Consider the following 26,431-nt stretch of genomic DNA (forward strand, 5'->3'; position numbering starts at 1 on the left):
TAAAGAATGATTCTCAATCCGAAAGACCAAATCACGACTCCTCAAACAGCTGTCATTATCATCAACTTTATACTCGGTACAGGATTACTCACCCTACCCAGATCATCGACGGAGAAGGTACATACACCAGATGTATGGATAAGCGTTATAATAGGCGGGATTATCACGATAATCGCAGGGGTGATCATGGTCAAATTAAGCCAACAGTTTCCCGATAAGACCTTTTATCAATACATCAATGAAATTGTAGGAAAATGGGTGGGGAGTTTTCTTAGTTTAGTTATTATATGTTATTTTCTTATGACTTCCGGATTTCAGCTCCGTTCAATGGCTGAAGTTATAAGGTATTTACTTCTGGAGGGTACCCCTACATGGGCAATTATTATGATTTTCATGTGGGTAGGTCTTTATCTCATCATCGGTGGCATTAACCCGATAGCCCGTCTTTTTGAAATTATATTACCTTTGACAGTTATCCTTTTTTTGGTAGTTACCCTTATGAGCATCAAAATATTTGAGATCGATAATCTGCGTCCGGTATTAGGAGACGGAGTCATTCCTGTACTAAAAGGAGTAAAAACAACGGCTCTCGCTTTTTCAGGGCCTGAAATCATGTTACTGCTTATTCCGTTTATGAATCAGCCAAAAAAAGCAGTAAAAGCCCTGCTTGTTGGAGTTTCCATTCCATTGATTTTTTACGTGATAACGGTCGTCATGGTTATCGGGGCATTATCTGTTGATGGAGTGGTCACGAGAACATGGCCGACTCTGGATCTTATACGCAGTTTTGAAATCTCCGGTTTGATCTTTGAACGGTTTGAATCTTTATTGCTCGTGGTTTGGATCATGCAAATATTTGCTACATTTACCATCACATACTTTGCAGCCGCTTTAGGGCTGGCTCAACTTACGAAAAAGAGCATTCACCCATTCATGTTTGGCTTGCTTCCGATTCTATACATCATTGCCATGATTCCGAAAAATATGAATGACCTATTTAAACAAGGAGATTTCGTCGGCAATATCGCACTGTTTTTATTTGGTTTACTTCCGCTTCTTCTGCTTATTATCTCAAGAATAAAGGGAGGAAAATATGAAACAATCACATAACAATATACGCCCCCTCTTCATTTCCCTCTCCGTTCTTTTGTTCTTACCCCTTACAGGATGTTGGAGCAGTCATGAAATCGAAGAGCAAAGTCTAGGTATAGGTTTGGCATTCGATAAAGCCAAGCCGTCCTCCATCGAGAAAAAATTAAACGAACAAGGGGGTGGTTATTCAAAAAAGGACCGGATTACTGCAACCTATCAATTTATCACTCCACAAGTAGCAAGTTCAACAACGAAACAATCAGGACCAGAACAAAAATCTTATCTTAACGTTTCCGAAACTGGTGATTCCTTCCATCAAATGGTTCGTGAATTATCATTGAGAAGTGAACAACCCGTAACCGCTCACCATCTGAAAGTGGTTGTTATAGGTGAAGATCTTGCAAAATCGTATAAGTTGGAACAATTACTTAATCAAAATTTTCGAGAAAGTGAGGTTAGACCAAGCTGTCTTGTGCTCATCAGTAAAGGAAGAGCGAGCAACACACTGGAAACAAAGAAAGATGGAGAAATTCCAGCGTTTCGTCTAGCTGGCATTGTAGAAAATGCCTATCGAACAACGAGGATTTTACCTCCCATGTCGCATATTAAAGTAGAAAGCAAGATCAAATCAGGATCTAGTTTTCTAATCCAAAAAGTTCTATCAGCAGATGGGCAAGTCAAATTTGCGGGTGCTGCCGTGATCGATGGAAAGACACACAAAATGACTGGTTTTTTGAATGAGGAAGAACTGGAGGGCGTAACATGGATAACAGGTAAGGGGAAAGGCGGTGTAGTGAAAAGCTTTGATAAAGAAACCGGTCAGCTGATTGTGTATGAGATAGAATCCATGAAAAGCAGTATCGTACCTCGAGTTAAAGGAGACAACATCTCTTTTGATGTAAACATTGAATCAGTGGGGAGACTGTCTGAAAACTGGGTAGTTTCAGGAGATACTTTTAAAAATGAATTTTTAAAAAAAGCAGAAAAATCATCTGAAAAAGAAGTGAAACGCTTGGTGAGAAATGTAGTAGAAAAAATGCAAAAAGAATACCAAGTGGACGTTGCTGGCTTCGGAAATCGATTGAGAATTGAGCACCCAAAAGTATGGAAGAAAGTCAAAAAGGATTGGGACCAAACATTTAGTGAAACTCCGATCAACTACGATGTAAAACTAACTATTAATGATTATGGAGCATCAGATGGATCAAAGAAGTGAATCCACAGGTTGAACACCTAGCTGTGAATAACGATGAGCATGAAAAGGACTCCCACAGTATACTGTGAGAGACCTTTTCAAAAATTTTTTTATCGAAAGATCAGCTTAATTCCACTTTAGTAATTTCACTTAAATAATTCCCACTTATAATCGAGCCTTCATCTGCAACAACATATTCAATGACAGTCGGGCTTATGGTCCGAATATAAACAAAAGCTGAATCATCTACATGCTCAATTCGAAGCTTTTTCCTCTGTGCCTGCTTAATATCAAGCTGGTTGGTACTAGCTTCCGGCAGGCTTGTGTAATAAATCTCAAAATCTTCTTCTGATGCATCAATGAAAAGATGCCATTTGTTATACTCTTCTTCTTGATCAATCTTTGTTTTTAATTTCCCTTTTCTCCCGATGCCAAGAAAATACTTGAACTTTGATTCCCCATTCACCATATCGCGGTCAATAACTTTTATACTTCCGCCTTTTCTGCTTTGTACAAGCCCAAAGGCAACGCCTGTTTTTCCTGTAGGGGCTGTTATTATATCCCGGTTAACCACTCTGTTTCTCTCTTCTTGCTTTAAATAAGCGCCTTCTGTCCCCAGTGGCGGGAGAATCTCAAAAAGGGCACTAGACACTTCTCCCCAGTTTTGAGTGTTCTGCACTTCCCTTTCAATCCATTTATTAAATAGATCCATGACGACCGGGGATTTACTTGAATTACCCGCAAGCAGTATATTCACTTTATTAATTTTGCTGTGTTCTGACCGGGCAAAAGCGCGCCGTAGAGACTCAAAGAAATTTTTAATGCCTTTGTCGATTCTTTCCTCAATCAACTGTTCCATTTCATCTTGATCGATCAATAGTTCCACATTGAGTTTTGCGCGGCCGGCTTTGTCAAATAAATCTGCCCGGATCATTCCTTTTCCAAACTGTTCTTCATACCGTTCATGTCTTTCCCAAAGCGGCCTTAATTTTTCCACCAATTGTTTCGTATTTATATAGGATTCTTGTGACTCATTAATCAATGTTTCACTTCCGGGAAATTTCACACATTCCGCTGGGAGGGTAAAAGGAATGTTTAACTCACGCATTGTTCTTTGGTTGTTTTTAAACACTTGGAACGCCAAAAGCTCCAGCATGTTCTCACCGCCTAAATATCGGTCCCCGCCCGCTGCAAAATGTTCAATGACATAATCATATCTGCTTTCTTTCAAGCCCGCTTCACGCCAAATCCCAAAATCAAAATCTGTCGTTCCTCCACCAAAATCAAACACACCGTAGTACGTTTTTTCTTCTTCTTCTGGTTCAAATCCGTATTCCTGTAACGCACAGACGGCATAGGCAGCAGGTTCACTCGCCCCAGCGGTGACACGAAACTTTTTCATTAATTCTTCATCCTGCTGAATCGGCATAGGAAGCGTCTTTTTTAACCCGCGTTCAAAACACGTTAGAATTTTTTCCCTTACCTCTTTTTCATACGTCACCGGGAAAGAAAGGGTGTAATCGAGGTAAATCCCATTGTTCTGGTTATTGATGTACAAACCGAGGTAGTAGGCGTATAACTCGATTGGGTTGATTTCCTGATCGGTTAAGTCCAAAAAGGAACGCAGTACAACGGCATATCCCCTCTTGTCTTTTAATCGGAGTTCGTTATTCTTTTCTCCAGCCCACTGCTTTAGATTATTCAATATGGAATAATAATGGTCACTCTTTCCATTCATCAAGTTGTTAAGAGCATTGTGGGAAACCGTCACATCCTGCCACCTTGTATCTGGTCTTCCTTCTTTTTCTTGATATAGCTCCAGGAAATGTTCTAAATCAATAAATTCAATCACGGTTGGATTTTCATAATGCCAGTCTTGTACTTCCGTGTTTAGGTAGCCAACCCCAATACGCATGGGAAGAGTAACATCACTTTCTTCTTGATGAACGACAACTGTACTTTTCGTTCCAAAATCAATGCCGACTATGCCGTCCTCCCTAATATCCATTTTAGGGTTTCTGGCCATTATTTCTTCGTTCAGTTTTATCGTTAAAGGTTTTTCATCAGAGGTGACAGGCCATAAATCCCAATGTCCCCGGTTTGGATCTGTTAACATCTTTTCATCATATGTATCAATATCAGCCCTTACTTTTTCAGAGTTTAAAAGCTTCTCATAAAACGTGTTGGAATCGATAGCGATCGATGGCAATTCTTTAAGAAAACTTTCATGATCTAAGCCCCTTAATTGATGCATTTCCAGCAAATAATCATATTCCTTCTGGCGTTCTGCACTTAATCCGCTTGGAACTAACCGGTTTTCCAGCCAAAGATGGAGAGCCTTTCGGTCATTGATTTCAAAAGCATTTTCCCCATTTAAACGGAAAACGGGAACGAAAAATCCTTTTCCCAGCAAATTGTTTTTTTGATTTACTACATCGTAGCTTTGAATATCGTACCCGTTGGATTTAAACGCTATCGATTTAGAAGAGTTAGCCGTTTGATTGGCAAATATCCTTGAAATGGAAGGATTTTTACTCGCGGAATAATCGTCTAAAGTTAGTATTCTCTTATATACAGGGTGATCGGTTGTATTGAAACTTTTCGCAGCCTCTTCCCGTGTCATGACATCACCTTTAAAACCGGAAACGTCCAGATGCTTTTTGTAGTCAAAATCCTCGTCCATTAATTCATAGTATTTTCTATAAGGAAATACCGCTGCGATATTGTGATCATATATAATATTCCCATTATTCATGTAAACCCATCTGGAACGGAGCATTTTTTTAATGTCTTGAAAGAAGCTCGCCTCATCCTTGAAGAAGGTTTCTTCTGCACTCTGATATAAATGGCTGATTAACGATCTCACTTCTTTATAAGTCATTGAAATGGCAGAGACCGGAACGGTTTGGGAATCCGTTGAGAATAGAACCTGCTCTTCGTTCTTATTCATTAAGTATATGGAACTGTCTATGTTATTTTTTTCAGCTAAGCTTGTTACGTTCTCAATCGGCTCTTTATCTTCCATCGTTTCTTGTTTTTCAACTTCTTTTAATAATTCTTCAGAAATTGCATCACCAGAATCCAAATAACATATCAGGTCACCAATCTTGACTATAGTGTCCTCCGCTACGTTCAATTCTTTAAGGGTACCTTCTTTTTCTGAAAAGAGGTCAAATTCGATGCCCTCACAGCTGAATTTGGCTAAGCTTTCGCCCACCGTAATATAATCGCCTGGCTGTTTATACCATTGCACAAGAAGGATTCTTTCAATGCCTTCTTCAATCTCTGGGATAATAATCGATGTCATTGTATTTCTCCTTTACTATCATTCTCTGTTTCGCCTGCTAGATTCTCACAACGGATTTTTTAATGGTTTTACCATTAATGCTTATATATCCTGGCAGCAGGACTTCCATGATGTTCCCGGATATTTTGCTATTGAGGGCCCTTATGTACAAGTCCTCCCTGAAGACCTCATTCATTTTCACTTCCTGTATTTTATATAAAGGGGTATCGTATGTTTTACTGTACTCTTGAAAGAAATACAGAAAAAGGGCGAGCAAAGTCTCTCTTTCCTGCTCCCGTCCTTCCATAATCTCGTTTTTGATAAAATCCCACAAAGATGAAATGTTTTCATATTGCACGCCACAGACTATAAATTCCTGCACGGAACCGCCCTTGAAGATTCCTTTCAAGGAACTTTTAGTGGTTTCGGATAATTGTTGAACAGCTTCGTAAAGTTTTTCTGCTTCCCGATAGTCCGCTCTTCTCTTTTGCAATTCATTATAATAGGATTCCATTTTCTCATTCAGATGGTGGATCATTATTTGGTACTCACTAATTTCTGCTTTTTTCGAGGCAAGCTCTTGTTGGAGTTTTGCTATTTCATTTTCTTTTTCTTTCAGCAGCTCCTTATGCTCCCCCAATGGACTATACGAGCCCGCTTCTGCTATTGCTTGTATCTTTTCAATGACTCTTTCGTCTTCTAGGGAAACCATTAATGCCTCAATAAAACCATCATCCCATTCCTTATTCATCTTTACACTCCTTTCAAAAGTGTTAACCAACCATACTCGCTCTGTATATGCATGAAAAGGTTTCCTTTTTTCGCCATAGAAAAATCCCCTCCCAGATAGACTGTTAGGAGAATACAACCATAACTTATATTCCTAGATATCAGTAGTGAGATTACTTATTTCTTATCAAAAATACGTATATAACGTATTAAAGATGTATGAATAATATGATGCTTACTTTCACTTTTCACTATTAAATACTCACAGTGTTCCATCCTTTTTAAGACTTCTTGTAAAACATCCTCTTTTTTACTACTCAATCCTTTTTTTATTTTCTCCCACTTAACATCAGCGTCAAGAGTATAACAAACATAGAATTCCTTTAACAGGTTAATCTTCCCCTTAAATGCTTAGTTTCTTTAACTGTTTTTATTATTTATATCTAATCCGAATTCATATTTTTCCTCAATCCGATATACTACCTTATGAGTACCACTTAATAATATTCGGTATGGTCATGTTGTTTAAGTGGGTTGAAATGACTAGGGTAAACCTCCGGATTACTTGATAAGAAAAGGCCTCCCTCAGTAAACTGTGGGAGGCCTTCAACTGTAGACAAATTTAGACGTTGATTTCCACTTCAGGCACTCGCTTTCCGCGGGCGGTCCGGGAGCCTCCTCGGCGCACTTGCGCCTGTGGGGTCTCCCWTGGACTCGCTATTCCCGCAGGAGTCTCGCACACCCGCTCCAATCAACTATGTTTAAWAATTTGRAWAGAACTCCTTTTGCCTACAGTCTTTTTTGTTTTAAAATAGATCTATTAAAACTTGAGGTGATGAGGATGCTTTCGAAACATCATTCTATTCAACGAGATCAACTTGAAATGATTACATATTTCTCCCCATTCAACTTTAAATACAAATCCAAACAAAAAAAGCCCTTCTCGTTTGAGATGGCCTTTCGTTATGCTGTTCCAGCACACTCGCTTAACTATTAAATCGCACATCTTGATGCTAGTGGATTCTTGATGGTTCGCATGCATGTTTGTATGGGAGCTTAAATAAATTATCCATAACAGCATTAACACAATCTTCACAATAATAATTGACGAACTCTCTACCTTGTTCAAAAATTGGTGTCATCGTATCTATGTCAGCCCATTTAAAACAGTAAATACACATTTGCCTCATGATATATCACTCCTTTTCCACGCGGAAATAATTTGGTAATATCCAAAGAAGAATATGTGCCACTTGCCGACATTATTCAAGAAACGTTTGCGAACCCCTACTGTAAAATTAAGGTAGCGAGAGAATTAAATGCTATAAACCGATATCATTTATATACCACTTAGCCTGAGTATTAAACCTCCCCCAAAAATATTATTCGTGGCCCCTCAATCTTTTCCACCAAGACTTTTTCCATTTTGAAGTTCACCCATGGTTCGAAATAACGCAATCAATCTTTTTTCCCTCACTAAAATTCCTTTATCCACTAGCTGCACCTTTTGTTACATAAGAAAGAAGAGCTGCCAAAGCAACTCTTTTTTGAAGTAAAATACCTGTTTCAACTTCATGAACGGTATTACAAATGACTATTTCTTTTGTCACTTTCCATCACTGCCAGTTCGTGTGGAAAACCCCTGCTAAATCACGTCGTTCATAAGTATGCGCACCAAAATAATCACGTTGTGCTTGCAAAAGGTTAGCATTTGAGATGCCTGTTCGATAACTATCGTAATAAGTAAGTGAAGAGCCTAAACATGGAAACGAGATGCCGGAATTTATTCCCTCACAGACTACCTTTCGCAATCCCGCCTGGTACTTTGCAACCTTTTCAGCGAAATATGGTGAAATCAATAAATTGGCCAGATTTGGCTGCTCTTGATAGGCTTCGCTAATGACGTTTAAAAATTCTGCCCGAATGATGCAGCCGCCGCGGAAAATAAGCGCAATATCCTTCAAAGGCAAATCCCAGCCGTTAAGTTCAGAACTCATTTTATATTGAGTGAAACCTTGCGCGTATGCACAAACCTTTCCCATATATAATGCTTGCCTAATATAGTCAATCCACTCATTTTTATCTAATTTTTGCTGAACGTTCTCAGGCCCTGTTAGAATGTTTTCCGCATGAACCCGTTCTTCTTTTAGAGCGGAAATGTAGCGCGCAAACAAAGACTCTGTAATGATCGATGCTGGTATTCCGTTATCAATCGCTTGCATGCTGGTCCATTTTCCTGTGCCTTTTTGTCCTGCTTTATCGAGAATCACATCAATCAATGGTAAGCCCGTTACTTCATCTTTTTTCCTTAAGATTTCGGCCGTGATTTCGATTAAATAACTTTTCAGTTCGCCTTGATTCCATGTTTCAAAGATGTCAGCAATTTCATTAACCTCTAAATGCAATTTTTCTCTTAAAAATGTATATGCTTCGGCGATTAATTGCATATCTGCATACTCAATCCCGTTATGTACCATTTTCACAAAATGACCTGCCCCTTTTGGACCGATATAGGTACAGCAAGGAGCATCATTTACTTTAGCTGCGATTTTTGTCAGGATTGGAGCAACTTTTTCATAGGCGTCCTTATCTCCTCCTGGCATGATTGAAGGTCCTTTTAACGCACCGACTTCCCCACCGGAAATACCAATTCCTACATAACTGAATCCTTTAGATTTCAATTCATCATATCTGCGTTCAGTATCTTCGTAATGGGAGTTACCGCCGTCCATGATAATATCGCCCGATTCAAGATGAGGAAGTAATGAAGTGATCACCGAGTCGATCGCTTTACCCGCAGTCACCATCAGAAAAATCTTTCTTGGCGTTTCCAGTGACTGAACGAAATCTTGGATTTCGTAATACGGATGGATTGACTGACCGTCCAATTCAGCAACAAGCTGATCCGTTAAATCTCTTGTGTAATTATAGACAGCTACTTTTTCTCCTTTATTAGCCATATTTAACGCGATATTACTGCCCATTACCCCTAAACCAATGACACCAATTGTATTGAACATTATTTCTGCTCCTTCTTATGTAAGAATAATAGGCAGTAAATCCCTGCCATAAGTCGGGGATTTACTGCCGGGAAAGCCTATACAAATAAGCTTAGTAATAGAATGAATCCTAATCCAGCCACTGATATGATCGTCTCAAGTAAAGTCCATGTTGCGAATGTTTCTTTCATGCTTAAGCCAAAATACTCTTTAAACATCCAGAAACCAGCATCGTTAACGTGTGAAGCGATTAAACTTCCCGCTCCTGTAGCAAGTACGACCAGAGCAAGGTTAACGTCCGTCTGACCTAACATCGGAATAACCAAACCAGCTGTCGTCAAGGCAGCAACTGTAGCAGATCCCAATGAAATACGCAGGATTGCCGCGATGATCCAGGCGAGCAGGATTGGTGATAATGATGTTCCTTTGAATAATTCAGCTACATAGTCACCTACACCGCCATCGATCAATACTTGTTTGAAGGCTCCGCCGCCCCCAATGATCAAGAGCATCATTCCGATATTCAGGATCGCTGATGTACAAGATTCCATAATATCCTTCATTGGAATCTTTCTTGCCACTCCCATTGAATAGACCGCAAATAATAAGGAAAGCAACATGGAAGTACCGGCTTCACCAATAAAACGGATAGCGGCCAGTAAACCATTATYTTCAAATCCCATCGTTTTTTGCATCAAAGTGATGATTGTAGCAATTGACATTAATATAACCGGAAGTAATGCAGTAAATACACTGATTCCAAATCCAGGTGTTTCTTCAAGTTTAAAAGATTTTTGTTCCCCTAATGAGGCAATGCTGCCTGTTTTCGTAAATGATTCAGGTACTAATCTTTTCGCTATCTTCGTAAATATCGGTCCAGCTAAAATAACGGTTGGAACTGCAATGATGAAGCCGTAAAGTAAAACCTGACCAATGTCTGCGCCATATTCACCAGCGATGACGGTTGGTCCTGGGTGCGGCGGTAAGAAACCGTGTGTTACGGATAATGCCGCCACCATTGGAATGCCAAGATACAATATCGAAACTTTTAATTCTCTTGAAATCGCAAATACGATTGGAATCAATAATACTAATCCCACTTCAAAAAATAATGCGATACCGATAATGAATGATGCTGCCACGACTGCCCATTGAATATTCTTTTCACCGAATTTCTTAACAAGGGTCATGGCAATGCGTTGCGCTCCGCCCGAATCTGCGATCAACTTACCTAACATCGCCCCAAGTCCAAAGATTAACGCTAAGTGGCCGAGTGTTCCGCCTAATCCAGCTTCAATGGTTTTGACAATTCCGTCAAGCGGCATCCCAAGTGCTAAAGCCACTCCAAACGATACAATGATCAAGGAAATAAAGGTGTTTAATTTTAAGCCCATTATTAAAATTAATAAAGCGACAATTCCTAAAGCGACAATGACTAATGGCATTGTAATCCCCCCATGTCTTTACTTTGCAGCATTTATTAAGTTTCTTTGATAATTCGCAATCTGTGTATATTCGTTTTCCAATACCCTTGATAGGTTAATGAAAATCGGCAGCAGCTGCCTGTATTCATTTACAGAATCAGCTTTCGGTGTGTGCTTGTGGGTATTGCCTATCATTTCAGAAACCACTTCGAAGGAATCAATTTCCCCAGTTGCATATAACCCTAATATACAAGCACCAAGGCACGAACTTTCGTAGCTTTCTGGAACCACGACTTCCGATTCGAAGATATCGGACATCATTTGCCGCCAAACAGCCGACCTTGCGAAGCCTCCCGTAGCTTGAATTCGGGTCACGGGACCGTCCATGCATTCCGTTAAGGCCAAAAATACGGTGTATAAATTGTAAATGACTCCCTCTAGAGCCGCTCGAATCATATGTTCTTTCTTATGCGACAGCGTTAATCCGAAAAATGAACCCCTTACGTCCGGATTCCATAATGGTGCACGTTCACCTGCAAGATATGGATGGAATAACAATCCATCAGCGCCCGGTCTTACCCGTTCGGCAATCTTGGTCAAGACTTCATAAGCGTCGATTCCGAGTCTTTTAGCTGTTTCCACCTCGGAAGAAGCAAATTCATCGCGAATCCAGCGAAGGACCATCCCCCCATTGTTTACCGGCCCGCCAATCACCCAATGCTTTTCCGTTAAGGCATAGCAAAAGATTCTTCCTTTTTCGTCTGTTTTCGGTTCGTCAATAATTGTCCGAATCGCACCGCTAGTCCCGATCGTGACAGCAATTTCACCTTTCCGGATAGCGTTTACACCTAGATTTGAAAGGACACCATCACTTGCCCCAATGACAAATGGCGTTTTTGGGTCAATCCCGATCTGTTTGGCTAAATCCGCGTCACAGTTGTTAAAGGTCTTTGTTGTTGGTACGAGTTCAGATAATTGATCACGCGTTACTCCAGCAATTCTTAGGGCTTCCTCATCCCAATCCAAGTTTTTGAGATTCAACATGCCCATGGATGAAGCAAGGGAATAATCGACAACGTATTGATCAAAGAACTTTTTAAAGATATATTCTTTAATCCCGATATACTTTTTAACATTGGTTGCGATCTCCGGGTGATCATTCACGATCCAGGTAATCTTGGATAATGGTGACATCGGGTGAATCGGTGTTCCGGTTCGCTTGTAAACTTCATGCCCATCTAATTCATCCTTTATTTTATGGGCCCAGGCTTCACTGCGATTATCTGCCCAGGTGATGCAAGCGGTTAGCGGCTGGTCGTTTTCATCCATAGCTATAACACTATGCATCGCACTGCTAAATGAAATAAATGATGGTTTTTTATCTGGGTGCTGCTTCGTTATATTTGAAAAGGCTTTCAGAACAGCCTGGAAAATCTCCTCAGGGTCTTGTTCCGCCGTTGTCATATCCGGTGTGTAAAGAGGATAGCCAATATTCTCTTGCTGGATGACATCGCCTTTTTTCGTGAATAATACAGCTTTTGTACTTGTTGTACCGATGTCTACTCCTAACATATAGCTAGTCATTTTCTTGTTCGACTCCTTTTGAAAGCATCTGTTGAGCCATCCATAAGTCTTCAACTTTTCCTTGAACATCATCAAAGTTTTCATGTAACGACTTAATCATGATGTCTCGATCTTTTGTTTTGATCGCATCAATATAAAGCTGATGATTATTTATGATCCGTGTAAAGTCTTCATACTTTTCTTTAAAACGGCTGCGCATGGATAGAAGAATCAAACTTTCCATTACAGGTTTTAAATTATCCCAGATCATCAGGATGTAGGAATGATCGATGGAGCGAATGATCGTTTCGTGGAATAGAACATCCTGATAGGAAAACTCATCCGCATCCAGGTATTTTATGGACACTTTCATCATTTCCAATATTTTACTAAGTTCCATTACTAATTCATTCGTGTTCATCCTCACTAGACGTTCAAATACAAACGTTTCGATGAGAATACGTACATCATAAATTTCTGCATACTTTTTTTCTGTTAAACCAATGACAACCGCACCCATTCTTTCTAATCGGATGATATTTTCAGAGGCCAGTATTTTTAACGCTTCACGAACGGGTGAGCGGCTTACACCGAAATCAGCAGCTAATTTATTTTCAGAAAGGATGGCACCGCTTTCAATCATCCCCGAAATAATACGCATTCTAAGCTCGGATGTAACGCGATCACCAGCTGAAGCTTTTGAAAGCCATTTTACAGGATAAAGAAATTCCTTTGATTCAGCCATAAATTCACCTTCTTATAGAGTTCAAGTACACTTGTATACAAGTATTTTATAATAATAATAATAAATAATGCAAGCTTTTTGAATTCAACCGGATTTTCGCCAATATAATCAAAGTCGAACGTTTTAGAAGTATTTGACTTTAGCGAACGTTGAAATAAAACCTTTTTCATTATAAAAATCACCGTTCATAAACGTGTACTTTTAATCCACTATTGAACTGAACTAAACAAGACAGAGATTAACCCCCTATTTAAAAAAAATACACCACTTTTCCTTAACAAGGTGGTGTACATTCTATTTTATCCTCTCAAAAACTTACACAAAGTATTTCTATTTTTATTTAAGGGTGGCGTCAGGTAAATATCCTACATGATGTACCGCCAGCATTATACAGAACAACGCCATTAATTATCTATATGGTCATTCTACTTTCTGATGGCCCCATATCTGTCACCTCTTATTCCGATTAAAAGGTACGTTGTACATAGGAGAATAGAAAAATTAACATAGCCTTCCAACCGATAACGATAGCAAATAAAAAGAAAAATCTCTCTTGTACCACAGCATTAATCCAATTTAGCATTCATAACAATGCAGAATACACCGATCGCTTCAGCATTATCGTCAAAATTGCCCAGGTAAATGTAACCTGATACTCAGAATATACTCTTTGCATCCACTCCAACATAGTTATTCACAATGATTCAATCTCTTGTTTGAACCTGCCCCGTTATTGCCATATGAAAAAAAAAAGGCTGCATATGCAACCTCTGTTATTAATGTAGAGCACCGCTAATTTGAACAGTTAGTAATATGAAGCTTTTTACTAAAGAATTAAGGACACACGCGACTACTTAGTTTTAGTTAAATGTATTTTAATTTCATTGCCAACTTCAAGATTGCAATCTTGACGATCCTTAACTGGAGTTTGAGTTAAATCAAACTCCATTCATGATACCTTAACTCCTTTTATTAATTCGTCTTTTAATTTCATAGGCTCAGCTAATTCAATGCTCCAAGGCACTTTTTGCATACCATGTACCTTTTAGTCAACCAACTCTTCCACTCTATGTCCACTTATGTAATAATTTGTGTATGACAAATTGACAATCACTGTTAAATCAATGGTTGCACATCGTTTATCATATTTAAAGTAGTTTTAAGTTATCTCTGTTCGAGGCAAATTACTAATCGATTTTTATAAACCAAAAACCAGTCAAGAACACGAAAGTTTTAGGGTGTATAAACTCTGAACCTTAAGACAAAAATGATACTTGAAAGGTTGGGAGATTATATTAAAGAGCAGATAATGGCGATGTTTTCACTTAAAGTAGGCGTCCAGTAGAGGAAACGCTACTACGGCTATTCTGGCTGCAATCCTAGGGGGAAAAAAATTGAATACCGAACAAAGAATACTTCGAGTCTCCATTGGCGTTACCATCTTCGTTGCTTGCTTTGGGATCATTTTCGGCCTGCTATCAGGTTCGTTCTCTATCACCTTTGATGGGTTCTATTCTCTGACCGATGCAATCATGAGCGTCTTGGCGCTCATTGTCTCAAAGTTGATTACCTCGTCCACTGCACCGAATAGGCATAATGGTAAATTGAGTGAACGCTTCACAATGGGATTTTGGCACTTGGAGCCAATCGTCCTTGGTCTCAACGGTGTCATGCTCATGGGGGCGGCCGTTTATGCATTGATTAATGCAATTGGTAGTCTTATGACGGGCGGCCGCAATCTCGAGTTTGGGTTCGCCATCGTCTATGCCGTTGTGACGATGATCGCATGCTGTTCCATGGCGATTTTCGAAACACGCTTAAACAAGACACTTAGCTCGGATTTTGTTGCCCTTGACGCTAAGGCATGGATGATGACCGGTGGCATAACCGCGGCGCTCTTGATCGCGTTTTGCATCGGATACGCTTTTGAAGGAACGAATTTGGAATGGCTTACACCCTATATTGATCCGGCAGTACTTGTACTGATCTGTTTGGTAATTATTCCGCTGCCGATTTCAACGGTAAAGCGCGCCTTGGCGGATGTCCTGCTGATCACCCCTCAATCACTCAAGCAGCATGTGGACGAGGTCGCACAGGACTTTGTGAAGCGCTACGGCTTCGTTTCTTACCGAGCTTACGTCGCAAAGGTTGGCCGGGGAAAACAAATTGAACTATACTTTATTGTGCCTGGCGGGTGGCCGGCTAAATGCCTTGAAGAGTGGGACGCAATCCGTGATGAAATCGGTAATGCCATCGGCGAGGAAAGTACTGATCGATGGTTAACAATTGTGTTCACGACCGATGTTGAATGGGCGGACTAAAAATAGGGTAGTGAGCAGGCGAGCCTGGCGATATGCTCGTACGGCGGCAGAATGTTTGTTTAAAGAGCCACGGACCTCATGTGGATTAGGGGTAACCACCAGCAAAAACGCGTCTTTTTTTCAACTAACTGCCCCGATAGTTGCATAAAAAATGCTGCCTTAAAGACTGCTTCAATCATCGGCTAACGCATTACAGAATCGCACCAAATACTTGAATAAACATTTTACTTATCTTAGCTGTAACAAGTTTAGTTTCTAATTTATACTCCATCTTTCTATTAATATAGGAATGTCAAAAAAACAAAAATAAAGGTAGAGCTAAAGATAATCCAACGGTAATATGAGATAAAATACAAATCCATATTTATAAATACCAAGAAAACAGCACATGAGATTAAAAATCAACTGCAAAAAAGGCCGATATCGTGTTAGTGAATAATAATTCCATTAATAAACCTAAATCAAGTCCATTATCCTCTTTAAAAACCTAGCTATCTTCACATGAGTAGAATAGCTGGGTTTCTTTATTATATACGTCCAAGCCCTAAGCTATTTCGTGCAGCTTCTACTACTTCGGTGGTAATCGATGTAAGGTGATTGATTTCGAGGATACTTAAAATGCTTTTGAGCTTTTATCTTTCCTCGTTAATAAATCATTCTTTGTCAGTAAGGTATTTAATTTCTCTGAACTTAGGAGCATTGCTGCAACAAAAACAGCAATACAAAATGGAAAGATTCCTATTGTTGAATGAGATGCAATGAAGCCAAGAAGAGGTGGTATGAAAGTACTACCTGTATAAGCAACAGCCATTTGATAACCCATAATTGTCTGGGAATGCTTCTTCCCAAAACGTGTTGGAGTTTCATGCAACATACACGGAAATATCGGTGCTAATCCTAGTCCAACCATAATAAAACCTACAAGCGAAAAAGTGGAAGGCAATGGTAGGAATAGAAGTGTGGCACCAGCTAATGCTATTATTTGCCCCATCCGAATGAGAGTACGGTTACTCATTTTAAAGGTAATGAAGCCTGTAATAAATCTACCCATTGTTATCCCTGCGTAATATAAGGAAACCCATTGTGCAGCAACCGATACGGGTAACTCCTTGACATTTACCAGAAAGCTACTTCCCCAAAGACCCACTGTTGATTCAACCCCACAATAAAACAAGAAGGAGATCAGAGCCAGTTTAACTCCTTTAATTTGTAAAGGTTTTACATGTTTATCATCTTCATTATAAAATACACCTTTTGAATCTTCCTGCTCTTCATTTATTGTTATATGGCCTTTCTTTTTCACTCTATTCCATAAGGGCAAAGTGAAGAGAAGGATTACAGTTACCGTGAACTGAATTCCAGAGATTGCAAGATATCCATTTCTCCAAGAATTTTGTTCTGAGATAAACTGAGCCATAATGATAGGACCAAAAGTAGCTCCGACTCCCCAAAAACAATGTAACCAACTCATATGGTGTGCCTTATACTGTGTAGCAACATAATCGTTTAATCCTGCATCAACAGATCCTGCACCTAATCCAAGTGGTATGGCACCTACAATTAACCAAACAAGCGATGGAGCAAAATGAAATCCCAACAAAGCACCAGCAGTCAGTAAGCAACTGACAAATGTGACATTGCCAGTTCCAAACCGTTTAAGTACCATTCCGCTAGCTAAACTGGAAATAATTGTACCACCAGCTATCGTCATAAAAAGTAATCCAGCAGTCTCAAGCGGGGCTCCATAGTCCAATTGCATCACAGGCCACGCTACCCCCAACAATGAATCAGGTAAGCCTAAACTAATAAAAGCCAAATAAATGATGACTAAAAGGAATGTTGTCATATTCAAACCTCGCCTTTAATTATTTGGTACTCAATTGCACTTTCCAATTTATTTTACTTGCTTGTTCCACATCCTGAGATCAGGTCCGAGACTTTGTAATCCATATAAACAATCCACTCATTGAAGATGTTCTGACGGGATATATTTTGAGCTACCTATAGCAATTTTGTCTAATATTCCTTAATCAACTTCATCGTTACAAAAAATGATGGAATGCGGGTTAATGATAGCTACAAACGAGGCCACACCTGCTAATGCATCAATCTCATAATGCTCACAGATAGTTACTTTTTTAGGTCCACTCGATTTTCCGAAACTTTCATAAAGTTCCAATAATCATACTGGGACGAATCAAACCTCTCCTGAGAAAAAGCAACTTCCTCGCACCACGTCTCCACATATCTTAATTATATAAGAGATTGATTGTCCTTATAAATAATGAACACAGTAAGGGATTTTAAAACTTTTTACAAAATTTCTTTCTCCCCCTCTTTGTTGTTTCCCGTTGAGTAGAAATAAAATTTAATACATGGCGTTTTCCGGGTGCTTCCTGAATAGCCCCTTTTACGGAAGCAGTCAGTGCTCCACTTGCATTTGCAAAAGTAAGTAATAGTTGATGATTTTCACTCACTCTTTCACATAGATTTTCATTAGTTACTTCAAGTGACACTAGTTCGGATAAGAAACCTCCGATAAATGCATCACCTGCCCCTGTTGTATCCGAAACAATTACTTTAAATCCTTTGTCTTCATATACCTCTCCATTTTTCAAATAAATATTTGCGCCATCGCTTCCTTTTGTATATACGACTACTTTCACGTTACCGACAAAAAGGGATTCAATCGCTTCTTTTTCCGTATGAATATTTGTTATAAAATATAATTCTTCATCAGATACTTTTACAATATCCGCTAGAGGCAAGAAGTTTAGTATGGTACTCCGACAGCTTTCTTCATCTGGCCATAAAGGAAGCCTGACATTAGGGTCAAAACTTACAATTCCACCTATTTTATTAAATCTGTCTATCACTTTTATATGGGTTTGTTTCATTGGACTTTCAACTAAATCCACTGAGCAAAAGTGAAGAAGATCTCCTTGATTAAACCACTCTGACTTCACCTCATCTGGTGAAAGTAATAAATCAGCTGCATTCTTTCGGTAAAAATTAAAACTTCTTTCTCCGAAATTATCTACAGATACAAATGCTAATCCAGTTTCACCTTCATCACTTCGAATAATATAGGAAGTGTCTACATCATTTCCTCGAAGCACGCCCTCTAAATAATCACCAAAATTATCATTAGCTATCTTGGTCAGCATGACGGAATTCCCACCGTATTTTGCAATTGCAATCGCAACGTTCATAGGAGCTCCACCGGCAACACGTTCAAAACCAGTAACCTCTTTTAAAGATTTTTCTTTTTGAATCGGAATAAAATCAATTAATGTCTCACCAATACAAAAAACCTTTTTCAATGTTTTCACCCCTAAACAAGGAACAAGTGTGTAGACACTTGTTCCTTGTTATTTTATTTCCAGATATCTTGCAGGTTCCAATAGGTTATTTCCTTGACTTGTACATCACCCTTCTCAGCAAATAACTCAATTCCTAGTCTATCTTCATTCGGATAGATTCGACTTGTCATGGTCGTTTGTCCATCGTTCGCAAAGATTTCAATGGAAGATCGATCAATAAATACACGCAGGGAAAGCTCTTTATTTGTCTCAAGCATTGTGCTTCTAACACCATCTTCCACTTTTCCTGACTTGGAGCAATCAAGTGTTAGTTGTTGTTTATCTAAGTGATACGTTAATACTGTTTCTTCTTGGTTAACTCCACGAATCTTTAGACCTACAGATTGAGCACTACAATTAGTTAAGTCAAACACTGCTTTCACTTCAAGTAAATCCTCTTTCGTTTCTATCAAATAGCCTTCAGAAATGGATTGATTTGTACACTCAATGTGTTCAGAATCCCGTAATAAGATTAATTCCTCAACAGGATTCATTAAAATCTTGTTATGATCCCCTAGCGTTATTTCACGTGGTAATGTTAAGGCTCCACACCATCCATCAGCTTTAGTTGGCATGTTTGACTCCCACATATCCATCCAACCAATCGCAATTCGACGACCCTTATCATCTAACAGTGTTTGAACTGCATAAAAATCATGTCCATTATCCAGTTCAGTAAATGATCCATGAACAAACTCGTTTGTTTCGTAATTATAATCTCCAACCAAATAACCTGTTTGGAATAGATTATTATATAAATCTCCATTTGATTTAATACCTTGAGGAGAGATCATTAAAATATATTTTCCATCTAATTCAAAGAAGTCCGGGCATTCCCACATATATCCAAGGGATCCATCACTTTGTGCAAGAACGCCAATGTATTCCCAATTCAGTAGATCAGAAGAAAGGTATAAAATAACTCTTCCGACATTCTCCTTCGTCGAATTTCCTAAAACCATGTACCAGGTATCATTGTGCCTCCACACCTTTGGATCACGGAAGTGATGTGCACTATCCACTGGTGGTTTAGCAATAACCGGATTTTCTCCAACCTTCTCAAATGATATTCCATCCGTACTGACCGCAATATTTTGATTTTGATAGAAGAGATCTTTTTCCTTGTCTGTATAGTGATGTCCTGTATAGATCAGGGTTAGTTCTCCATCATTATCAACGGCACTTCCTGAGAAACATCCATCTGTATCACAAGCATCCCCGGGAGCTAAAGCAACAGGAAAATGCTCCCAATGAACGAGATCTTTACTTTTTACATGGCCCCAATGCATAGGTCCCCAATTTGCATCATATGGATGGCATTGATAAAATGCATGATATTCCCCTTTATACTGCACGAAACCGTTCGGGTCATTCATCCAGTTAGCTGGAGCCATGATATGGTAACCTAATCGATAACGATCATTTATTTTTTTCTTGGCATTCTTCAGTGCCTCTTCAGCCTGTTTAATTCTATTAATTGTTAACATCGTAACATCCTCCTATATTATCTTTCGTAACCTTTCCAGATTGCCATTTAAGCCTTTTCTTTTTTTAGAACCTTTTAAAGTAAAGATTGAAATAATGGTAAAACAAAACACCATGATTCCCATGATGAGATAGGTATTACGAAATCCTACACTGTCATATAATCCACCTGCAAGTGGTGAAAGAATGGATGCACCAACCTGAGATGCAAATTGGAAACCAACTAGATAAAGCACAGAAGATAGACGGGTATCGAAATTCGCTGCTAAATATTTAAAAATAGCAATTAGCATAATAGGCAATTCTAGGGCATGAATTAATTTCATCGAAGAAATTCCGATTGGCCCAACAACAATTCCAGAACCGATGATTCGGAAGGCCATTAAAAATCCTGCTAGAATTAAACTATTCTTTACACCAAACTTATTTACGATAAACGGAGCAAGAAACATCATTCCGGCCTCTAAAAATACTTGGAACGAGTTTAGATATCCGAATACTTGATTGCCTAACGATTCAGTCGGAAATAATGAGGCGTAATAAAGAGGGAATTGCTGATCATAAACACTGTAGACGCATGTCACCCCAATAATGTACATCATGAAAAACCAGAAATCTTTTAATAAAAAAAGTTGTCCAACGTCTCTTAATTTAATAGAATCGGCTCTATTCATCTCTTGATCCGTCATTTCTATTTTCACAGACATAATAATGGCCACTAATATGATCGCTGAAACAGATGCAACCCAGAAATTGATATTTGGATTAATATTAAACAGCTGTCCTGCAAAAAATGTAGCTGCCGCCCACCCTAGAGATCCCCACATTCTCGATTTTCCATATTCGAAATCATATTTACGGCTAATCTTCTCAATATATGATTCAATCGCTCCAATACCAGCTAGAAAAGCTACGGCTAAATAGATTCCTCCAACAATCGCGCCCCAAAAGACATTGTGTTTTAATAATGGTCCATAGATGAAAATATAAAATGGTCCTACAAATACGAGTAGCAAACTAATGAAAGATAATATTTTTTTCTTTAAACCTATTTTGTCAGATATATAACCATATAGTGGCTGCATACACAAGGCGAAGATAGCGTTTACAGAAAAGATAATACCTGTAGCTGCCCCACTTAAATTTATTTCTTGTCCTAACCAAATGGAAAATAAAGAGTAACTTGAAGACCAAGTAAAAAAGAAAAAGAAAAAATACGCACTTAACTTCCAATACAGAATTTTTGAAACTTCCAATTTAATTGCTCCTTTTACTAGACATGTGAAAAGAAATGAATAACTAGTTAACGATATGAAAAAGAAGAATCAGAAATGTGAATTTAAGTCCATACATGGTTGTTAATGATGATACACTCTCTATTTAATGCCTGTACCTGAACCACCAATCCCCTCTAAAATATAACGTTGAGCCACAATATAGATAATAATCAATGGTACGGTGGATATCGTCAGAACAGCCATGACTTGGTTAGTATAAACCGGATCTGTACTATTAATTGCTGTAATCGCTACTTGGATCGGAAATTTTGACTTGTCTGTCAAGACCATCAGAGGCCAGATGTAGTCATTCCAACTTCCGATAAAAGCCAATGTCCCAACAGTGGCAACGGCTGGTTTGGACATCGGCAGCATGATCCGCCAGAACACTTGCCATGTATTTGCCCCATCCAATTTAGCCGATTCAATAATCTCTTTTGGAATAGCCATAAAAAAGTTCCGGAACAAATAGATATTGAATGCCCCTGCCAACGCTGGCAAAATAACCGCAAGACGTGTATCCACTAATCCAATGCTATGAATAATGGTAAATTGAGAGATTAAGATGGTTTCAAATGGCACGATCAAAATAGCCAATAAAAGTCCAAACAGCACTTTTTTTCCACTAAAATTAAGTTTAGCAAATGCATAGCCCGCCATCCCATTGATAATTATGGAACCAACTGCTACACACAAACCATAAAACAAACTGTTGCCTATATAACCTAGTAAATGAAACCGTAACAGAACTTGCTTATAGGATACAAACCAGTCTGATGGATGAAATGATGGCAGAAAAGCCTTAATGTTACTCATATCGTTATAAATTTCCGCTTCTGGTTTCATCGAGGATGCGACCATCCAAAACAGCGGAAAAATAAATAGCACCGCGAGCAAAACCAGGCATATGTATTCTAAAATTGTTAGAGGCCCGAATTTCCGTCTCATCAATCTTCATCCTCCTTCACCAGTTTACGCTGCGTAATCGTAACCAATCCGATAATCGTCCCAAACAAGAGAGCAATTGAACTGGCATAACCAACCATACGGTCCGTAAAACCAGTTTGATAAATATAATAGACAACCGTCATGGTGGAATTCACTGGTCCGCCTTGCGTCATAACCATTGGTTGAACCAACAGCTTGAATGCGCCAATTAATGTGGTAATAAATATAAAAATTGAAGTTGGTTTCAACAAAGGTAGCGTAATGTACATGAAACGTTGCCATTTATTTATTCCGTCTAACTGTGCCGCCTCATAAACATCACCGGGGATATTCTGCAGTCCTGCTAGAAAAATCAGCATCTGAAAGCCAGCTCCTTGCCAAGCTGAAACCACGACAATTGTAAATATCGCCTGCTTGGGACTTGTCAAAAACGGTTGCGCTGAAATGCCGAAGTATGTGAGTACGTTATTAATAATCCCTTCATTTGGATTCAACAAATACAACCATAGAACAGAGATAACGACAAGTGACATGACAACTGGACTAAAGTAAGCTACTTTAAAAAACGTGTTTGCTTTACGTTGTTTATTTAACAGGAGGGCAAGCCCCAGAGCTGCCCCTATCTGTAACGGAATCACCCAAACGACAAATTCCAGTGTGTTCACCAAGCTTTTCAGAAAAATTGGGTCTTGGAATAGATTGATGAAATTGTCCAATCCGACAAATTTACGCATATCTGGTGTCAATAAATAGTAATCCGTAAACGAATAATAGACTGACATTATAGACGGAATAACAAGGAACATCGATAAAAGTAACAACGCCGGTCCCAAAAACGTATATGCTACTACATTTTCTTTCCACCGAGTTTTATTTTTGGTTCTTTCCTCTGGTCTCAGAAATGTATAGACACTCCTATTTTCTTTCCATCCAATTTTACTCATGGCTCCTCCTTCTAATTGGCTTTATCGATAGCTGATTGCATTTCTTTCGCATGTGTATCCAATACTTTTTGGATATCTTTATTTTGATCATAGAAGCTGATGTCATCGATTGTTTGTTGGAAAGCACGCGTTACTTGCGGATAAGCCGGTGTAACGGGTCGTGCGTGTCCTGTTTCTTTCAATTGTTTCAAGAAGACATTCATTTGATCTGAGAACTCTTTTGCCATCACTTTTTCAGAAGAGTATCGGACTGGCAGTGCTGCAATCGTACGGCTCAGTTCCACATTCGAATCTTTGTTTGTCATCCAATCGACTAATTTTGCAGCCCATTCTTTATTTTCGGACGTTTGTGTCATCGCAAATTGCCAACTACCTGAAGGAGAAACTAGTTTCTTTGTTTTTGGTGATACAGGATATGGGATAACGCCATAATCTACCTTTTGGTAGTTTGTTTTCATATCAGTTACAGTCCATACTCCACTAAACTTCATTGGATATTTTTCCGTTTCAAACGCTTGTTTGACTGGTGTTCGTGTCGTATAACCTTCTTTCAACATAGTTTGAATAAATGTCAAAGCTTCAACAGTAGGTTTTTTATTGAAGACACCTTCTGCCTTCTTTCCATCCTTCGAGATGATATCCCCATCAGCTGACCAGACAAACGGAGTTAGCGCATACGTCAACATTTCGTCTTTCGACTGTAATTGCATATCAATAGCTGGTTTGTCGTATTTATCTTTCAACGTTTTACAAAGAGCAAGGAATTGCTCCCATGTCCATGGATTATCAACTGTTGGCAGCGTATTCAAATCGACGCCCGCTTCTTGTAACATCCTTTTATTGTAGTAAATCCCAACAGATGATTCACTAACACCAATTGCATACAGCTTGTCTTTATAAGTTCCTTGTTGCTTAATACTTGGCAGCAAATCCTCTTGATCTTTTACATACTCATCCAATGGTGCAATGACACCAGATTTCGCGTAAGCAGCTGTATTGGGACCATCCAAAGTAATAACATCCGGCAACGTGCTGGTTGTAAGGGCCGCGTTTACTTTGTCTTCATAACCACCGCCATTTCCGCTACGTGGAATAAATTCAATTTTAGCTTTGATATTGTCAGGAGCATAATTCTTATTGAAGGCTTCTACCCGTTTTTTATACACTTTTCCTTCTTCATTTTCATCAGATATGTGCACCCACATCGTAATCGTCTTTTTACCATCACTATTTACGCTTTCGCTTTTGCTGCAGCCCACCGCAGCAAACATCAGTAATAAAGATATACTTACAAGTAGCCATTTCTTCATACCTTTCACTCCCTCCTCATATCTTTTAAAAAAAATATAAAAGCGCTTTCAACAGTAGTTTATGTCAACCGGTTACATATGTCAACCGGTTGACAGTCATTTTTTTGAAAAGTCAGACATTAAATTCATGTAAGTCTCTAACTCTTGCACCTAAGTAGTGCTTTTCTCTAAAATAGGTGCGTGATCAGACTAGTCTGAAATTATTTTATTATAGGGTTTTCCTAGTAGGTGACAGTTTATGATATGCTATTAAACAGTTAATTATGGATTTTCATTTTTATAACCTTCGCTCTTTATAAAATATTGATGCCAATGTTTAATAACTCTGTGAACCAACTCAAAAAGTCTCAGTTTCCAGTCAATGGACAAAAACATGAAAACTTCATTTTAAATAATAATGGATGTTTCTTAATGAGGTAGGAGGACATGAAATGAAGCCTAGCATTCACGATGTGGCAAAAATAGCAGGTGTTTCATCAACAACAGTTTCCCGTGTATTAAATAACCGCGGTTACATAAGTGAAAAAACAAAAGAAAAAGTTTATAAAGCGATGGAAGAGATTAATTATTTTCCAAACGATTTAGCCCGTTCTTTATTTAATAAACGAACTAATTTAATAGGACTAATTATCCCAAACTCAAGTAACCCATTTTACGGTGAACTTACCTTTCATATTGAAAGTATCTGTGCTTCATTAGGCTATAAATTGTTACTTTGTAACAGCTTAAACCGCATAGATAAAGAAGAAAAATATTTAGAGATGCTCATACGTAATCAAGTAGATGGAGTAGTCGTTGTGACATATAACCGAGGTATACTAAATTATGAGAAGCAGAATCTTTCTGTCGTGGCAATTGACCACTACTTATCGAAAAACATCCCTGTTGTTGGCTCTGACAATTATAGCGGAGGGAAAAAAGCTACAGAATTATTAATATTGAAAGGCTGTCAGTATATCGTTCATATAAATGGACCAATTGAGCTGCAAACACCAGCAAACTTAAGAAGAAAAGCGTATGAGGATGTTATGAAGGAACAGGGTAGACTTCCAATTACATATGAAGTTTCACCCCTTCAAAGTCATAAAGAAGTAATCTCTAAGCTTTTTGATGAACATCCAGAAGTAGATGGGATCTTTGCAAGTGATGATTTAATCGCGGCATCTGTTATAGCTGAATCTAAAAAACGCGGAAAAGAGATACCATCGCAATTAAAAGTTGTCGGTTATGATGGAACAGAAGCAGTTCAAGTTTTACTGCCAGAATTGACAACCATACAACAACCAATTGATTTAATTGCCAAGTCAGCAATTGATATTTTATTAAAACAAATTGAAGGTGAATTTAACAATTTTCCGTTAGAGACATATCTGCCTGTTAAACTTTTAGAAGGTGGAACGACTTAATTTATTGTATTTATATGATAGGTTTTGAGGTGTCAAAACCGATTTTGTTGCAAATGCAAAGACGAATAGAAAATTATTGTAGATTCGCTCTAAATAGATGGGTATATAAATAAACTGTTTTAATTGGGGAGTCAGTTCACTTACATTGTCTGAAAATGTGTACTTTTAAAAAATATATGTAAAATCCCTTAGGTCTCAAGGGGCGATCCCTATTAAAGAATCGCTCCCTATAATGGAATAAGTCGTATCAATGATTGTATAAATAATTAGAAAAACTATTATCCTCCAATTCATCCAATTATTGAATTTCACGTCTTTAAATCCCCCCAAATAAACATTAAACAC

The 26,431-nt window shown here is 38.6% G+C and carries 18 protein-coding genes; 4 read left to right on the forward strand and 14 right to left on the reverse strand.

What is annotated here, in order from left to right:
• Window positions 1-6 precede the first annotated feature (6 nt).
• Together AC1DVB_RS09320 and AC1DVB_RS09325 are read left to right on the forward strand one after the other, a co-directional pair.
• Complete coding sequence (locus AC1DVB_RS09320; RefSeq protein ID WP_477589032.1) at window positions 7-1,110, forward strand: spore germination protein; 1,104 nt, start codon at window positions 7-9, stop codon at window positions 1,108-1,110.
• Window positions 1,094-2,308, forward strand: coding sequence for a Ger(x)C family spore germination protein (locus AC1DVB_RS09325; RefSeq protein ID WP_454862418.1), 1,215 nt, complete (start codon window positions 1,094-1,096; stop codon window positions 2,306-2,308). The genes AC1DVB_RS09320 and AC1DVB_RS09325 overlap by 17 nt, the downstream gene beginning before the upstream one ends.
• A 100-nt stretch (window positions 2,309-2,408) precedes the next feature.
• On the opposite strand, the gene AC1DVB_RS09330 is transcribed toward AC1DVB_RS09325, so the two are convergent.
• The 7 genes from AC1DVB_RS09330 to AC1DVB_RS09360 all read right to left on the reverse strand — a co-directional run bounded on the left by AC1DVB_RS09330 (window position 2,409) and on the right by AC1DVB_RS09360 (window position 13,033).
• Complete coding sequence (locus tag AC1DVB_RS09330) at window positions 2,409-5,594, reverse strand: biotin/lipoyl-containing protein (RefSeq protein ID WP_477589035.1); 3,186 nt, start codon at window positions 5,592-5,594, stop codon at window positions 2,409-2,411.
• A gap of 37 nt (window positions 5,595-5,631) precedes the next feature.
• Window positions 5,632-6,324 (reverse strand): coiled-coil domain-containing protein, encoded by a 693-nt coding sequence (locus AC1DVB_RS09335; RefSeq protein WP_230134589.1) that lies wholly within the window; start codon window positions 6,322-6,324, stop codon window positions 5,632-5,634.
• Window positions 6,325-7,789: 1,465 nt separating this feature from the next.
• Entirely contained in the window at window positions 7,790-7,912 is a 123-nt protein-coding gene (locus tag AC1DVB_RS09340; RefSeq protein WP_284145167.1) for a hypothetical protein, read from the reverse strand.
• Between the two features lie 6 nt (window positions 7,913-7,918).
• Window positions 7,919-9,322, reverse strand: coding sequence for a decarboxylating NADP(+)-dependent phosphogluconate dehydrogenase (gene gnd, locus AC1DVB_RS09345; RefSeq protein WP_034306198.1), 1,404 nt, complete (start codon window positions 9,320-9,322; stop codon window positions 7,919-7,921).
• A 77-nt stretch (window positions 9,323-9,399) separates the two neighbouring features.
• Complete coding sequence (locus AC1DVB_RS09350; RefSeq protein ID WP_477589038.1) at window positions 9,400-10,746, reverse strand: GntP family permease; 1,347 nt, start codon at window positions 10,744-10,746, stop codon at window positions 9,400-9,402.
• Between the two features lie 18 nt (window positions 10,747-10,764).
• A complete protein-coding gene (gene gntK / locus AC1DVB_RS09355) occupies window positions 10,765-12,309 on the reverse strand; it encodes a gluconokinase (protein ID WP_057276084.1) in 1,545 nt (514 codons plus the stop codon).
• Window positions 12,302-13,033 (reverse strand): GntR family transcriptional regulator, encoded by a 732-nt coding sequence (locus AC1DVB_RS09360; protein ID WP_048687535.1) that lies wholly within the window; start codon window positions 13,031-13,033, stop codon window positions 12,302-12,304. Before AC1DVB_RS09360 ends, gntK begins: the two co-directional genes overlap by 8 nt.
• 1,394 nt (window positions 13,034-14,427) lie before the next feature.
• Here AC1DVB_RS09360 and AC1DVB_RS09365 point away from each other — a divergent pair.
• Complete coding sequence (locus AC1DVB_RS09365; RefSeq protein ID WP_377332130.1) at window positions 14,428-15,354, forward strand: cation diffusion facilitator family transporter; 927 nt, start codon at window positions 14,428-14,430, stop codon at window positions 15,352-15,354.
• 613 nt (window positions 15,355-15,967) lie between these two features.
• Here AC1DVB_RS09365 and AC1DVB_RS09370 read toward each other — a convergent pair.
• From AC1DVB_RS09370 to AC1DVB_RS09400, 7 genes are all read right to left on the reverse strand, one after another.
• Window positions 15,968-17,200: an MFS transporter gene (locus tag AC1DVB_RS09370; protein WP_057276087.1), complete on the reverse strand. Its 1,233-nt coding sequence runs from the start codon at window positions 17,198-17,200 to the stop codon at window positions 15,968-15,970.
• 457 nt (window positions 17,201-17,657) lie between these two features.
• Window positions 17,658-18,677 carry a carbohydrate kinase family protein gene (locus AC1DVB_RS09375; RefSeq protein WP_477589041.1) on the reverse strand — a complete coding sequence of 340 codons (1,020 nt, stop codon included), beginning with the start codon at window positions 18,675-18,677 and terminating at the stop codon, window positions 17,658-17,660.
• Between the two features lie 53 nt (window positions 18,678-18,730).
• Complete coding sequence (locus tag AC1DVB_RS09380) at window positions 18,731-20,194, reverse strand: glycoside hydrolase family 32 protein (protein ID WP_057276111.1); 1,464 nt, start codon at window positions 20,192-20,194, stop codon at window positions 18,731-18,733.
• 21 nt (window positions 20,195-20,215) lie between these two features.
• Window positions 20,216-21,457, reverse strand: coding sequence for an MFS transporter (locus tag AC1DVB_RS09385; RefSeq protein WP_034306214.1), 1,242 nt, complete (start codon window positions 21,455-21,457; stop codon window positions 20,216-20,218).
• Window positions 21,458-21,577: 120 nt separating this feature from the next.
• Window positions 21,578-22,426, reverse strand: a complete 849-nt coding sequence (locus tag AC1DVB_RS09390; protein ID WP_034306216.1) for a carbohydrate ABC transporter permease — start codon at window positions 22,424-22,426, stop codon at window positions 21,578-21,580.
• Window positions 22,426-23,370, reverse strand: coding sequence for a carbohydrate ABC transporter permease (locus AC1DVB_RS09395; RefSeq protein ID WP_034306219.1), 945 nt, complete (start codon window positions 23,368-23,370; stop codon window positions 22,426-22,428). The genes AC1DVB_RS09390 and AC1DVB_RS09395 overlap by 1 nt, the downstream gene beginning before the upstream one ends.
• 11 nt (window positions 23,371-23,381) lie before the next feature.
• On the reverse strand, window positions 23,382-24,680 hold the full coding sequence (locus tag AC1DVB_RS09400) for an ABC transporter substrate-binding protein (protein WP_239860017.1): 1,299 nt from the start codon (window positions 24,678-24,680) through the stop codon (window positions 23,382-23,384).
• A gap of 431 nt (window positions 24,681-25,111) precedes the next feature.
• Here AC1DVB_RS09400 and AC1DVB_RS09405 point away from each other — a divergent pair, with 431 nt between their 5' ends.
• On the forward strand, window positions 25,112-26,086 hold the full coding sequence (locus tag AC1DVB_RS09405) for a LacI family DNA-binding transcriptional regulator (protein ID WP_477589043.1): 975 nt from the start codon (window positions 25,112-25,114) through the stop codon (window positions 26,084-26,086).
• Window positions 26,087-26,431: the final 345 nt, after the last annotated feature.

It is taken from the genome of Peribacillus sp. P4_D6 (assembly GCF_056401795.1).